The following is a 12,697-nucleotide window of genomic DNA, read 5'->3' on the forward strand; positions in this document are numbered from 1 at the left end:
GCCGCAGTCCTATCCGCAGGACAGGCGCCGGACCGCCGCCCGTGCCGCAGAATCGACCAGTCGCCAGACATGATCGAAATCGGCCGGACCGCCCGTATACGGGTCCGGGATGCTGCCGCCGGCCTCGATGCCGGTCCATTCCAGCAGCAGCGACGCCTTGCCGGCCAGCCCCGGCGGCGCCAGCCCGCGCACGTCGCGCAGATTCTGCCCGTCGGCGCACAGCAGCCAGTCGAAGCGTTCGAAGTCCTCCCGCCGCAACTGGCGCGCACGCAGGCCGGCGATGTCCACGCCATGCTGGCGGGCACAGGCGATGGCGCGGCGATCCGGCGGTTCGCCCGCGTGCCAGTCGCTGGTGCCGGCCGAATCCACTTCCACGCTTCCAGCCAGCGGCGAAGCGGCCAGATGATGGCGAAGTGCGCCTTCGGCCATCGGCGAACGGCAGATGTTGCCCAGGCAGACCACCAGCAGCCTCATGCGCCGCGCGCCCACTGCTGCTCGGCGCGGGCCAGATCCTCGGGCGTGTCCACGCCGGGCGGAAACGGTTCCGGGGTCAGCGCGACCGCGATGCGATGGCCGGCTTCCAGCACCCGCAACTGTTCCAGCGACTCAATCTGTTCCAGCCGTCCCGGCGGCAGCCGCGTGTAGCGGCGCAGGAAGCCGGCGCGGTAGGCGTAGATGCCGATATGGCGCAGCCAGTGATCGCCCGCCGGCAGGGTTTCGCGATCGCGGGCGAAGGCGTCGCGGGGCCAGGGAATCGGCGCACGGCTGAAATACAGCGCATCGCCGCCGGTGGCGCGCACCAGCTTGACAGTATTGGGATCGAACAGCGTTTCGGCCGTCTCGACGGGCGTTGCCAGCGTGGCCATCTCCGCGCCGCTGTCGACCAGCGCCTGCGCCACCGCGCGGATACCGGCGGCGGGGGCGAATGGCTCGTCGCCCTGCAGGTTGACCACCACCGCATCGTCGGGCCAGCCGGCGATGTCGGCGCATTCGGCCAGGCGATCGCTGCCCGAGGCATGCGTGTCGCGGGTCATCGCCACCCGCACGCCGGTGTCCTGCAGGGCGGCGCGGATACGCTCGTCGTCGGTGGCCACCCAGACCTCGCCGGCACCGGCGGCCAGCGCGCGACGGGCAACGTGGAGCACCAGCGGGTCGCCGCCGATCAGGCGCAGCGGCTTGCCCGGCAGGCGGGAGGCGGTGTAGCGGGCCGGAATGGCCACGATGAATCCGGTCGTCATGATGTCGGGGTTTCCGTCCTGGCCAGGCGATCCAGCAGCGCCACCCAGAAGGCTTCCGGCAGGCGCGCCGACACCGGCACACTGAAATACCAGTCCTTGGCGAAAGAGGCGCATTTCACCGCATCCTTCTCGGTCATCAGCACCGGCAGTTCGCTGCCGAAGGCGAAATCCTCGGCGCGATAGGCGTGATGATCGTCGAAGGCATGCGGAACCACGCCGATGCCCAGGCCGCGCAGGTTGTCGAAGAAGCGCTGCGGATACCCGATGCCGGCCACGGCATGGACGCGCTGGCCGGCGAATGAGGCCAACGGCCGGGGGCGGCCGCCACGCAGCGGCTGCGCCGCCTCGGTATGCAGCCGCATCGGCCATTCGCCGAACGCCGGCTCGCCGCCGTTGAGGACATGGAAGTCGCATCGCGCCGCGCGTTCGGCCGGTTCGCGCAATGGACCGGCCGGCAGCAGGCGGCCATTGCCATACCGGCGCTGCCCGTCGATGACCTCGATTTCGACGTCGCGCCGCAGGCGATAGTGCTGCAGGCCGTCGTCGCACACCACGATGTCGCAACCGGCGGCGATCAGCGCGCGCCCCGCGGCGACGCGATCCCGATCCACCCGCACCGGCACGCCGGTGCGGCGCGCGATCAGGACCGGCTCGTCGCCACCCTGCTCCGGCGCCGTCGCCGCCTCCACCCAGAGCGGCTGGCGATCGTCGGCACGGCCATAGCCCCGGCTGGCCACGCCGGGCTTGAATCCGGCCTCGCGCAAGCGCTGCACGAGGGCGATGGTGAGCGGAGTCTTGCCGGTGCCGCCGACGGTGACGTTGCCGACCACGATCACCGGCACGGACAACCGGTGCCGGCGCAACACGCCCCAGCGGAAGAGCCGCGCGCGCAGCCCGATCAGCGCGGCATAGATCGACGCCAGCCAGCCTGCGTGGAGCGGGACGGACTTGTCGTTGTACCAGTACGCGGGCGGAACGTGCCGGGACTTGTTCACTTCACTCACTCGCCGTCGCCTTCCCGGAATTGCATGCGATGCAGGTGCGCGTAGAGCCCGTCGCGGGCCAGGAGTTCAACATGCGTGCCCTGTTCGACCAGCCGGCCCTGATCCAGCACCAGCACCTGGTCGGCGTGTTCGATGGTGGACAGGCGGTGCGCGATCACCAGCGTGGTGCGATCCGGCATCAGCTTCTGCAGGGCGTTCTGCACCAGCCGCTCGGATTCGTTGTCCAGCGCGGCGGTCGCTTCGTCCAGAATGAGGATCGGCGCGTCCTTCAGCATCGCCCGCGCGATCGCCAGGCGCTGGCGCTGGCCGCCGGACAGGCGTCCACCCTTGGCGCCGACCTGGGCCTGCAGGCCTTCCGGCAACTCGCGGACGAACTCCATCGCGTTGGCGCCTTCGACGGCCTGCACCAGCGCCGGCTCCGGCACTTCCTGCATTTCGCCGAAGGCGACATTGGCGGCGACCGTGCCGTCGAACAACATCACCTGCTGGCCCACCAGCGCGATCTGGCGGCGCAGATCGGCCAGCGGGTAGTCCTGCACCGGATGCCCGTCGACGAGGATCTGGCCTGCCTCGGGTTCGTAGAAACGCGGGATCAGTTTGATCAGGCTGGACTTGCCGCTACCGGATCGGCCGACGATGGCGGTGACGGTACCGGGGCGGGCAATGAAACTGATATCGCTCAGCGCGGGCCTGACCTGGCCAGGATAGCGTGCGGTCACGCCGCGGAATTCGATGAGGCCTTGCGCGCGATCCAGTGGGCGGGTACCGGTATCGACCTCGTCGGGCGCATCCAGCACCGAGAACAGGCGCTCGGCCGAGGCCACGCCACGCTGGGTCATGTTCTGAACGTTGGTGAGCTGCTTGAGCGCGGGGATGATGGCGATCATCGACGTCATCAGGCCAACGAAGTCGCCCGCCGTCAGCCGGCCGGCGACGGCTTCGCGGCCGGCAATGAACAACAGGGCGGCCAGTCCGACCGCGCCCATCAGCTGGACCGTCGCCGAGGACACGGCGCGCGTCGACTCGACCTTCATCGCCAGACGCAAATTGTTGTTGGCCAGCGCGCTGTAACGCGAAAGCTCCGCGTGCTGCGCGCCATACACCTTCACTTCCTGGTGGCTGGACAGGGTTTGGTCGGCAGCCTGCAACAGCTGACCACTGCTCTCCTGGATCCGGTGGCTGATACGGCGATAACGCTTTGCGACCTTGTCCATCACCCAGGCGAGAGGAGGCGCCAGAACGAGAATGGTAAGGGTGACCTGCCAGCTGTACACCAGCATGACGATGAGCGCGCCTATCACCTGCAATGACTGTTGGACCACGACCTTCATGGCATCCACCGCGGCCTGCGCCACTTGATCGCAGTCCGAGCCCAGTCGAACCAGCATCGAGGGAACCGGTTCACTGTCGAAACGCTGCCCCGGCATCCGCAGGTACTTGTCCAATACCTTGATCCTCAGATCCCTGGCGATGCTGCGAGCCGAGCGTCCCATGGATATGTCCGTCACATAGCCTGCAACGCCGCGGATGACGAACAGGCCGATGATGGCCAGCGGCATCCAGGGTTTGAGGTTCTCTGGCGTGACCAGCCCGTTGGTGATGGGCTTCATCAGTGCCAGGAAGCCGCTGCCCGCAGCCGCTTCCAGCAATGCTCCCAGCAACGCCAACAACAGCAGGCCCACGTAGGGGCGTGCAAACCGCAGCAGGCGCCGATAGGTCTGCCACGGAGAGGACTGCTGCGCACTCACCGCTTCACCTCCGGCGCGGTGGCGATCTGGATCGTGCGGAAGCCGGATTGCGCCAGGGCGTCGTAGGCCGTCACCACCGCCTGGTGCGGGGTGCGCGCATCGGCGCGCAACAGCACCGGCCGCCGGCGATCCTCGCCGGCGACCTGGGCGATGGTCTGCTTGAGCGCATCCACGTCGGTGCGCAGGACCTCGTGCTCGTCCACGAAGTAATGACCGTCGGCGTTGACCAGCACGCTCAGGGTCTTGGCCTGGGCCGCCACCGGCTCGCCCTTCGCGCTGGGCAATTGCAATTGCAGCATCGAGCGAGAATCGAAGGTCGTGGTGATGACGAAGAAGATGATCAGCACCAGGATGACGTCGATCAACGGCACCAGGTTGATCTCCGGCTCCTCGTGGGCGCGGTCGTCACGAATCCTCATGCGCGGCTCAGGCGCCGACCGCCGCGGTGGCGGACGCGGGGATCGGACGGGTGGCCGGCCTGGACTGCCGTGCATCGAGCGCGTCGAGCAGCTTCATCGCTTCCTTCTCCATTTCCACCACGTAGCCGTTGATGCGGCCACGGAAATAGCGGTGCGCCATCAGCGCCGGAATCGCCACGATCATGCCGGTGGCCGCGCACACCAGCGCCTTGCCGATGCCGCCGGCCAACTGGTTGACGTCGCCGACGCCGCTGTCCTGGATGCCCAGGAACATCTGGATCATGCCGACCACCGTGCCCAGCAGGCCCAGCAGCGGGCCAGCCGAGGCAATGCTGCCCAGCGCGTTGAGGAATTTCTCCATCCGGTGCACCACATGGCGACCGGTGTCCTCGATGCGTTCGCGGATCTGATCGCGCGGACGATTGCGGACCTCCAGCGCGGCGGCCAGCAGTTCGCCCAGCGGCGAAGTCCGGCGCAGGGATTCGATGTGGGCGGGCTCCAGTTGGCCGCGCACCGCCCAGTTGCGGACTTCCTCGCCCAGGCCGGGCGGCATGATTTCCTTGCGCCGCAGGGTCCAGAAACGCTCCACCACGATCGCCAGCGCCAGCACCGCCAGCAGCAGCAGGGGGATCATCGGCCAACCGCCGGCCTTGACCAGTTCAAGCACGTTAAGTCCTCGGGGCTCCGGGGAGCCGTTGCATCGATGGGCGATAGGATAGCCCAGCCGCCCCTCAGCGCCGCGCCGCATCCCATAGCCTGGGCCGGGCGTGACGACGTTCACGCACCGCGAGCCCTTCCGGCGCCAGCCAGACCTGTATCGCCCCGCCCTCGGCGGTCCCCACCACTTCCGCCCCGCTTTCCTGCCACCGTGCCACCACCTGCGGTTTGGGATGGCCGAACCGGTTGCGGTGACCGCTGGAGACCAGCAGCAATCGCGCGCCGGCCGCGGCGACGAAAGCGGGGTCCGACGAGCCGGCGCTGCCATGGTGTGGCGCGAACACCACCTCGGCACGTACCTGCACCGGGAATCGTCGGACCAGTTCGCGTTCGATCACCTCACCGATGTCGCCGGTCAGCAACGCCGCGCCGTGCGCGGTCTCGACCCGCAGCACGCAACTGGACTCGTTGCCGAGATTGGGAAAATGACGGTGCGGATGCAGGAAGTGGAAGCGCACGCCATCCCACTCCCAAGCCTCGCCTGCCACGCAGGTGCGGACGGCCGGTCCCGGGGCAGCGTCCAACCGCGCGGGCAGCGCCGCTTCCACCGCGGCGGTCTGGCCCGGCGGCGCCTGGGCGACACCGGCTGGCAAGGCGCGCAGCACGCTGGCTAGGCCGCCGATGTGGTCGTTGTCGTCGTGGCTGACCACAACCCGGTCCAGTCGTGGAACGCCCCAGGCGCGCAGCGCCGGCACCACCGCGCGATCGCCGGCGTCGAATCCATCTCGCATCGCCGGTCCCATGTCGTACAGCAATGCATGCTCCGAGGTCCGGACCAGCACCGACAGTCCCTGGCCGACATCCATCATCGCCAGTTGGACCTCGCCGGGCCGCGGCAGTCCGCGATCCGGCCACAGCAGCGGCAGCCACAGCAGGGCTGCCAGCGGCTTGCCCGGCACGCCGCGCGGCAGCAGCATCCAGAACGCACCGACCAGCGCCACGCCCACCGCCCAGGGCGCCGCCTCCGGCAGCCACCAGAGGGAAAAACGACTGCCAGACAGCCATCGAAACCCCGGCCAGGTCAAGTCGAAACAGGCCGCTGCCCATTGCCACGGCCATGCCCCTGCACCGGGAAACAGTGCCTCGGCCGCGGTGCCCAGCAGCGACAACGGCACCACCACCAGGCTCCACCAGGGGATGGCGATCAGGTTCGCGAAGGGGCCGGCCAGCGAAGCCTGATCGAACAGCACCACCGTCAATGGCAGCAATCCCACCGTGGCCACCGCCTGCGCGGAGAGGAATCCGCGCAGCCAGTGCCCGGTGCCGCTCGCCGGCAGGCACCAGGCCAGCCAGGCGACACCGCCGAAACTCAACCAGAACCCGGCGGCCAGTGGCGACAGCGGGTCGAACAGCAGCACCGCAATCAGTGCGAGCGCCAGCGCATCAGCCACGCCAGCGGGCCGGCGCCCGAGCCGGGCAGCCGCCCATACCGCCATCATCAACACGGTACGCAGGGTCGGCAACGCGAAACCCGCCAGGACGGCATAGCCCAGCGCGGCCAATACCGCCGCCAGGCCCATGGCCTGCGGGCGTGGCAGTGACCGCGCCCACGCGGGAAACAGCCGCCACAGTCCGCCGACCAGCAGCGCTATCGCGCTGGCCACCATGCCCACATGGAAGCCCGAGATTGCGATCAGGTGGGTCAGCCCGGTCGCGCGCAGAATGTGCCAGTCATCCCGGGTCAGCCCGCGGGTATCGCCAAGCGCCAGCGCACGTACGAAACGCGAAGAAGGCGAAGCGACTGACTGGCCGATGCGCGCGGCCATCACCTCGCGCCAGGCATCGACGCCGGCGGCACCGGCAAGCCGTTGCGCGCGCTCGGGGCGATGCAGGTGGCCGGTCGCGCCAACGCGTTGCAGCAGCGCGTGTTTTTCGCTGTCGAATCCGCCCGGGTTGCGCAGGCCGCGCGGCGCCCGCAGCTTGACGTTCAGCCGCCAGCGTTCACCGGCGCGCAGTTTCAAGCGGGGGCCGGCCAGCCGGGTCCCGTGGTCGTCATGCCAGGACAGCATGACTCGCCGCCCCTGCAGTGCCGCCGCCGGTCCCTCGCCGTCTTCCACGGTGAACAGGAACCGGGTCCGCCTTGCCTCGTGCTGGGGCAGATCGGCGACGGTCCCGGTCACGACCAGCGGGCGCCGCTCCAGATCCGGTGGAATCCGCAACGCCAGGGACCAGCCCGCCTGCAAGCCGGCCCACGCGAATCCGACCAGCAATGCGCCCAGCCAGCGGCCACGCCAGCGCCACGGCCAGGCCACGGCACCGGCGATACCCATACTCCACAACAGCATCGCTGCCGGAAGTCCGGACATCGACAGGCAAAGACCGGCACCGGCCAGCAGCGCGACGGCGGTTCCCACGCCGAACAAGGCAGGCACCCCGGAATTGAGGCGGCCGCCCTCGCGTCGCGGGCATTCGCGATCCGGTACGCGGTCTCCGCCGGACCCGCCCAATGGGCAACCGGGTTCCGGCGGACTTCCATTTCCTTCGGCATGCACGACCGCTGGCTTCCTTTCCAGGCACCACGCGACGCTACGCGCCGCTCGTGCACGACGGAATCGGTGGAAGCCGCGCATGCATGTCAGGCAAGCCCGACATGCATCGACGCATCCACCGCGTCATTGCATGCCACGACGCCACTCGCAAGGGCGGAACGGCGAATTCTTTCGATTGTTTCATCGTGGGGGCCGTAGCATGCGCCGTGCTATTGACGCCGTTTCCGCCACGCCGCGAGACTGCGTGCTTTCGACGTGCGCGATGCGTCGAAGCATCATCGCCGACGTGAACACAATCCCTGTTCGTGTTGCCACGCCAGAATTTCATACCAGGCCCACGCCATGACCTCACACACTCGACGCGATTTCCTCCGCCGCGCGGGCGCGGGCGTCGCCGCGTCGGTGGCGCTGGCCGCCTTTCCACCCGCCATCCGCCGCGCGCTGGCGATCCCGGCACATCACGCCACCGGCACGATCCGCGATGTGAAGCACGTGATAATCCTCATGCAGGAGAATCGCTCTTTCGATCACTATTTCGGCACCTTCCGCGGCGCGCGTGGATTCGGTGATCGTTTCCCGATACCGCTGGCCGGCGACCACACGGTCTGGCATCAGCGCTACACGCATGAAGGCGCTTCGCGCATCGTGCTGCCCTATCACCTGGACAGCCGCAGCGGCAACGCGCAACGCGTTCCGGGCACCCCGCACAGCTATCCTGATGCCCAGGCGGCATGGGACCTGGGACGCATGCAGGACTGGCCGACGCACAAGCAGCCGCAGTCGATGGGCTACTACACCGAGGCCGAACTCGCGTTCCAGTTCGCCCTCGCCAACGCATTCACCCTGTGCGACGCCTATCACTGCGCGTTCCATGGCGGCACCAATACCAATCGCCTGTTCCATTGGAGCGGCACCAACGACCCGGCCGGCGCGGCAGGTGGACCGGTGATCGACAACAGCGGCGATTCGTTCGATGCCGAAGGCGGCGACTATCGCTGGACCACCTATCCCGAACGCTTGCAGGCCGCGGGCGTCAGCTGGAAGGTATACCAGAACCTGCCGGACAACTTCACCGACAATCCGCTCGCCGGCTTCCGTGCCTATCGCGAGGCGAACCGCGCGCGCGGCAATCCGCCCAAGGCGACGGCCTTCCCGCCCTACCGGAGCGACGACGAAGCGATCAGCCCGTTGCTGAAAGGCGTCGGCAATACCCTGCCCGATGGCGGTTTCCTGCAGGCGCTGAAGGATGACATCGCCGCAGGCACGTTGCCGCAAGTGTCCTGGATCGTCGCACCCGCGGTCTATTCCGAGCATCCGGATCCCTCCAGTCCCGTGCAGGGCGGCTGGTACACGCAGCAGGTGCTGGAAGCGTTGACGGCGGATCCGGACACCTGGAGCCGGACGGTACTGCTGGTGAACTTCGACGAGAACGACGGCTTCTTCGATCACGTGCCGCCACCTGCCGCGCCGGCGTTCGCGGCCGATGGCACGCTCGCCGGCGCTTCCACGGTGTCCACGGCGGGTGAGTACCACACCGATGGCCGCCCCTACGGGCCGGGACCACGCGTGCCGATGTACGTGGTGTCGCCTTGGAGTCGCGGCGGCTGGATCAATTCGCAGGTGTTCGATCACACCTCCGTGCTGCGCTTCCTGGAAGCGCGTTTCGGCGTGGCCGAACCGAACATCAGCGCCTATCGTCGCGCGATGGGCGGCGATCTCACCAGCGCCTTCAACTTCGCCAACCCGAACGATGAAGTGCCGCCGCGCCTGCCACGGCAGCGCAGGTCGGCGGCGGACGCGCTGCGCACCGCCCAGGAAGCTTTGCCGGCGCTGTTGCCACCCGCGGAAGGCCAACAGCGGCCCCCCCGGCAGGCTACCGGCAGCCGCCCGTCCCGCGCCCTGCCCTACGAACTGCATGTGCACGGCGACGTGCAGAACGATGGCACGGTGACCCTGGAATTCATCAACAGCGGACGCGCCGGCGCGGTCTTCCACGTCTACGATCGCCTGCACCTGGAGCGCGTTCCACGGCGCTACGCGGTCGAGGCCGGCCGGCAGCTCGCCGGCACCTGGGACACACGGACCACGGATGACGGCCATTACGACCTGTGGGTGCTCGGACCAAACGGATTCCATCGCCATTTCCGCGGCGACACCCACGCACGCGCGGCCCTCGAGGCGAAAGCGGCATACGAGGTGGCCACCGCGTCCTTGCTGCTGGCGGTCGCCAACAATGGCGCACATCCCGGTGCCATATCGCTCGTCGCCAACGCCTATCGCAACGAAGGTCCCCGCACCGCCGAACTCGCGCCCGGGCAGCGCAGGCAATGGCGCCGGCCCCTCTCAGCGCACGGTGGCTGGTACGATTTCAGCGTGACGGGCGTGGATGGTTTCCTGCGCCGCTTCGCCGGGCGCCTGGAAACCGGGATCGACGGGATCTCGGATCCGGCGATGGGAGCCTGAGCGCTCCACTGCTTCGATTTCCACACGCCACAACGAGCGCCATGCAAGCCATCGTCGATTTCATCCTGGAAGTGGACAGACTCAAGGCGGTCACCCGCAAGATTCGCCTGCGCGACAGCGACCGCTACGAGAATTCCGCCGAACACAGCTGGCAGCTGGCGCTGCTGGCCAGTTCGCTGGCGCCGCATGCGCCGGCGGGCATCGACATGGACCGGGTGATCCGCATGCTGCTGGTGCATGACATCGGCGAAATCGACACCGGCGACACGATGGCCTTCGTGGAGGGTGGCTGGGAGGAACGCAAGGCCGCCGAGCTGGCGGCGGTACGGCGTATCTTCGGCTTGCTGCCGGCGTCCGAGGGCGGACCACTGCTCGCCTTGTGGCAGGAATTCGACGATGCGCAAACGCCGGAGGCGATCTTCGCCAATGCCGTCGACCGCGCCATGCCGGTTTTGCTGAACCTGGCCAACCAGGGCCAGAGCTGGCGCGAGAACGGCATCAGCCACGAGCGCGTGGTGCGGCGGGTTGGACCACCGATCGAGGCCGGATGCCCGGCGCTGTGGCGCTATCTCGAAGTCCGGCTGGCGGAAGCGCGGGAGCGGGAGTTTTTCGGCGCCTGAGGCGGGAGCTGCGAACAGCGGAGCAAGCTCTGCTCTACGGTCAGACGTCGGCGTGGGCGAGCTGGCGCAGCTTGCCTTCGTGCAGTTCCAGCACGCGGTCCAGGCGACGGGCCAGACGGCGATCGTGGGTGACCAGGACCAGGCTGGTCTTCTGCGCGCGGTTGAGGCCGAGCATCAGATCGAACACAGTCGCGGCGGTCTTTTCGTCCAGGTTGCCGGTGGGTTCGTCACCCAGCACGCAGGCCGGCTGGTTGACCAGCGCACGCGCCACCGCGGCGCGCTGACGCTCGCCGCCGGACAGTTCACCGGGCTTGTGCTCGATGCGGTGGCCCAGGCCGACCGCTTCCAGCAGGTCGCGCGCACGCTGGCGCGCGGCATTCGCATCAGCGCCGCCCAGCATCACCGGCATCATCACGTTCTCCAGCGCGGTGAATTCCGGCAGCAGGTGATGGAACTGGTAGACGAAACCGAGCGCGCGGTTGCGCAGCTGGCCGCGCGCCGCGTCCGACAGCGCCGACATCTTCTGCCCGGCGACGTACACCTCGCCCGCGGTCGGCGTGTCCAGCCCCCCCAACAGGTGCAGCAACGTGCTCTTGCCGGCGCCGGACGCGCCGACGATCGCGACCGTCTCGCCGGGATGCACGGCCAGTTCCAGGCCATCGAACACCGGCGTGCGCATCTTACCCTCGGCGTAGGTCTTGCCAAGGTGGTCGGCGCGGATGACGGTGCCGTCGGCCGTCGCTGTCTTCTCACTCATAGCGCAGGGCCTCCGCCGGCTGGGTCCGGGCCGCGCGCCAGGCCGGGTACAGCGTGGCCAGGAAACTCATTGCCAGCGCCACGCAGGCGATGGTCGTCACATCGTCGGGTCTCAGGTCGTACGGCAGACCGGTGATGTAGTAGACATCCGGCGGCAGCAGGGTCACGTTGAACACCTTCTCGATGACGTCGAGGATGCTTTCCAGGTTCATAGTCAGGGCGATGCCGCCGATGACGCCGGCCACGGTGCCGATGATGCCGATCAGCGACCCCTGCACCATGAAGACCTGCATCACCCCGCGCGGGGTCAGGCCCAGCGTGCGCAGGATGGCGATGTCGGCCTGCTTGTCGGTCACCAGCATCACCTGCGAGTTCACCAGCGAGAACGCGCCCATCAGGATGATCAGTGACAGCAGAATGCCCATCACCGTCTTTTCCATCTTCAACGAGTGGTACAGGTTGGCGTTCTGGCTCATCCAGTCGCTGACCCGGTAGACGTGCCCCAGCCGGTAGACCAGATCGCGCGCCACGGTCATCGCCTGGTCCATGTCGTGCAGCTTCAGGCGTACGCCGGTCACGCCGTCGCCCATCCGCAGCACGCGTTGCAAATCCGCGATGTGCGCCACTGCCAGGTTGCGATCGATGTCGTTGTGGCCCACCGCGAAGATGCCCGACACGGTGAAACGCTTGATCTTGGGCATCGCCCCCATCGGCGTGCCCTGGAAGTTGCCGGCGGTCACGACCACGCTGTCGCCCACGCCCACCCGCAACCAGGCGGCCAGTTCCTGCCCCAGCAGGATGTTGAATTCGCCGGGCTGCAGCGAGTCGAGCCGTCCCGCCTTCATCTTGTCGCCCAGCACCGACACTTTGCGCTCTTCCGAGGGCACGATGCCCTGGACCAGCGCACCCTGCGGATCCGCGTTGCCGGACAGCATCGCCTGTACGTCCACATACGGCGCCGCGCCGGCCACGCGTGGATCCTGCATCGCCACACGCACCGCGTGCGGCCAGTCCTGCATGTCCTCGCCGGCGCCGGCCACGGTCGCATGGGCGGTCATCTGCAACAGGCGGTCGCGGATTTCCCGCTGGAAGCCATTCATCACCGACAGCGTGGTGATGAGCACCGCCACGCCCAGCGCGATGCCGATGATGGAAGCCAGCGAGATGAAGGAGATGAAGCCGTTGCGGCGCTTGGCGCGGAGATAGCGCAGGCCGATGGCGACGGGGACGGGTTTGAACATCG

General features: G+C 68.2%; 11 protein-coding genes. 2 read left to right on the top strand and 9 right to left on the bottom strand.

The genetic code is table 11. The features are described from left to right. Positions 1 to 9: 9 nt before the first annotated feature. The 7 genes from FG323_RS04150 to FG323_RS04180 all read right to left on the bottom strand — a co-directional run bounded on the left by FG323_RS04150 (position 10) and on the right by FG323_RS04180 (position 7,498). Positions 10 to 474, bottom strand: a complete 465-nt coding sequence (locus FG323_RS04150) for a low molecular weight protein-tyrosine-phosphatase (protein WP_141453169.1) — start codon at positions 472 to 474, stop codon at positions 10 to 12. After that, positions 471 to 1,238 carry a 3-deoxy-manno-octulosonate cytidylyltransferase gene (kdsB, locus tag FG323_RS04155; RefSeq protein ID WP_141453170.1) on the bottom strand — a complete coding sequence of 256 codons (768 nt, stop codon included), beginning with the start codon at positions 1,236 to 1,238 and terminating at the stop codon, positions 471 to 473. The genes FG323_RS04150 and kdsB overlap by 4 nt, the downstream gene beginning before the upstream one ends. Further along, positions 1,235 to 2,233 carry a tetraacyldisaccharide 4'-kinase gene (lpxK, locus tag FG323_RS04160; RefSeq protein WP_141453271.1) on the bottom strand — a complete coding sequence of 333 codons (999 nt, stop codon included), beginning with the start codon at positions 2,231 to 2,233 and terminating at the stop codon, positions 1,235 to 1,237. Before lpxK ends, kdsB begins: the two co-directional genes overlap by 4 nt. A 5-nt stretch (positions 2,234 to 2,238) precedes the next feature. After that, positions 2,239 to 3,990, bottom strand: a complete 1,752-nt coding sequence (gene msbA, locus FG323_RS04165; protein WP_255470015.1) for a lipid A export permease/ATP-binding protein MsbA — start codon at positions 3,988 to 3,990, stop codon at positions 2,239 to 2,241. Then, positions 3,987 to 4,409, bottom strand: coding sequence for a biopolymer transporter ExbD (locus tag FG323_RS04170; protein WP_141453171.1), 423 nt, complete (start codon positions 4,407 to 4,409; stop codon positions 3,987 to 3,989). Before FG323_RS04170 ends, msbA begins: the two co-directional genes overlap by 4 nt. Positions 4,410 to 4,416: 7 nt before the next feature. Then, the gene (locus tag FG323_RS04175; RefSeq protein ID WP_141453172.1) at positions 4,417 to 5,076 is read right to left on the bottom strand and encodes a MotA/TolQ/ExbB proton channel family protein; all 660 of its coding nucleotides are present in this window, start codon (positions 5,074 to 5,076) and stop codon (positions 4,417 to 4,419) included. 64 nt (positions 5,077 to 5,140) lie between these two features. Then, a complete protein-coding gene (locus FG323_RS04180) occupies positions 5,141 to 7,498 on the bottom strand; it encodes a DNA internalization-related competence protein ComEC/Rec2 (protein WP_343192857.1) in 2,358 nt (785 codons plus the stop codon). A 459-nt stretch (positions 7,499 to 7,957) separates the two neighbouring features. Here FG323_RS04180 and FG323_RS04185 point away from each other — a divergent pair, with 459 nt between their 5' ends. Both FG323_RS04185 and FG323_RS04190 read left to right on the top strand, forming a co-directional pair. Further along, positions 7,958 to 10,078 carry a phospholipase C, phosphocholine-specific gene (locus FG323_RS04185; protein ID WP_141453174.1) on the top strand — a complete coding sequence of 707 codons (2,121 nt, stop codon included), beginning with the start codon at positions 7,958 to 7,960 and terminating at the stop codon, positions 10,076 to 10,078. A gap of 41 nt (positions 10,079 to 10,119) precedes the next feature. Then, complete coding sequence (locus FG323_RS04190; protein ID WP_141453175.1) at positions 10,120 to 10,698, top strand: HD domain-containing protein; 579 nt, start codon at positions 10,120 to 10,122, stop codon at positions 10,696 to 10,698. Between the two features lie 40 nt (positions 10,699 to 10,738). Here the strand turns inward: FG323_RS04190 and lolD are convergent, their stop codons facing one another. Both lolD and FG323_RS04200 read right to left on the bottom strand, forming a co-directional pair. Continuing rightward, positions 10,739 to 11,455: a lipoprotein-releasing ABC transporter ATP-binding protein LolD gene (lolD, locus tag FG323_RS04195; protein WP_141453176.1), complete on the bottom strand. Its 717-nt coding sequence runs from the start codon at positions 11,453 to 11,455 to the stop codon at positions 10,739 to 10,741. Continuing rightward, positions 11,448 to 12,695 (bottom strand): lipoprotein-releasing ABC transporter permease subunit, encoded by a 1,248-nt coding sequence (locus FG323_RS04200; RefSeq protein ID WP_141453177.1) that lies wholly within the window; start codon positions 12,693 to 12,695, stop codon positions 11,448 to 11,450. Before FG323_RS04200 ends, lolD begins: the two co-directional genes overlap by 8 nt. Between the last annotated feature and the right edge of the window lie 2 nt (positions 12,696 to 12,697).

Origin of the sequence: Pseudoxanthomonas sp. z9, assembly GCF_006542425.1 — a bacterium.
In the GTDB taxonomy this organism is placed as follows: Bacteria; Pseudomonadota; Gammaproteobacteria; order Xanthomonadales; family Xanthomonadaceae; genus Pseudoxanthomonas_A.

Bases quoted from the DNA above. Each gene is read 5' to 3' on its own strand.
- FG323_RS04170 (WP_141453171.1), bottom strand. From the start codon at position 4,409: ATGAGGATTCGTGACGACCGCGCCCACGAGGAGCCGGAGATCAACCTG.
- kdsB (WP_141453170.1), bottom strand. From the start codon at position 1,238: ATGACGACCGGATTCATCGTGGCCATTCCGGCCCGCTACACCGCCTCC.
- lolD (WP_141453176.1), bottom strand. From the start codon at position 11,455: ATGAGTGAGAAGACAGCGACGGCCGACGGCACCGTCATCCGCGCCGAC.
- FG323_RS04190 (WP_141453175.1), top strand. From the start codon at position 10,120: ATGCAAGCCATCGTCGATTTCATCCTGGAAGTGGACAGACTCAAGGCG.
- FG323_RS04185 (WP_141453174.1), top strand. From the start codon at position 7,958: ATGACCTCACACACTCGACGCGATTTCCTCCGCCGCGCGGGCGCGGGC.
- FG323_RS04200 (WP_141453177.1), bottom strand. From the start codon at position 12,695: ATGTTCAAACCCGTCCCCGTCGCCATCGGCCTGCGCTATCTCCGCGCC.
- FG323_RS04150 (WP_141453169.1), bottom strand. From the start codon at position 474: ATGAGGCTGCTGGTGGTCTGCCTGGGCAACATCTGCCGTTCGCCGATG.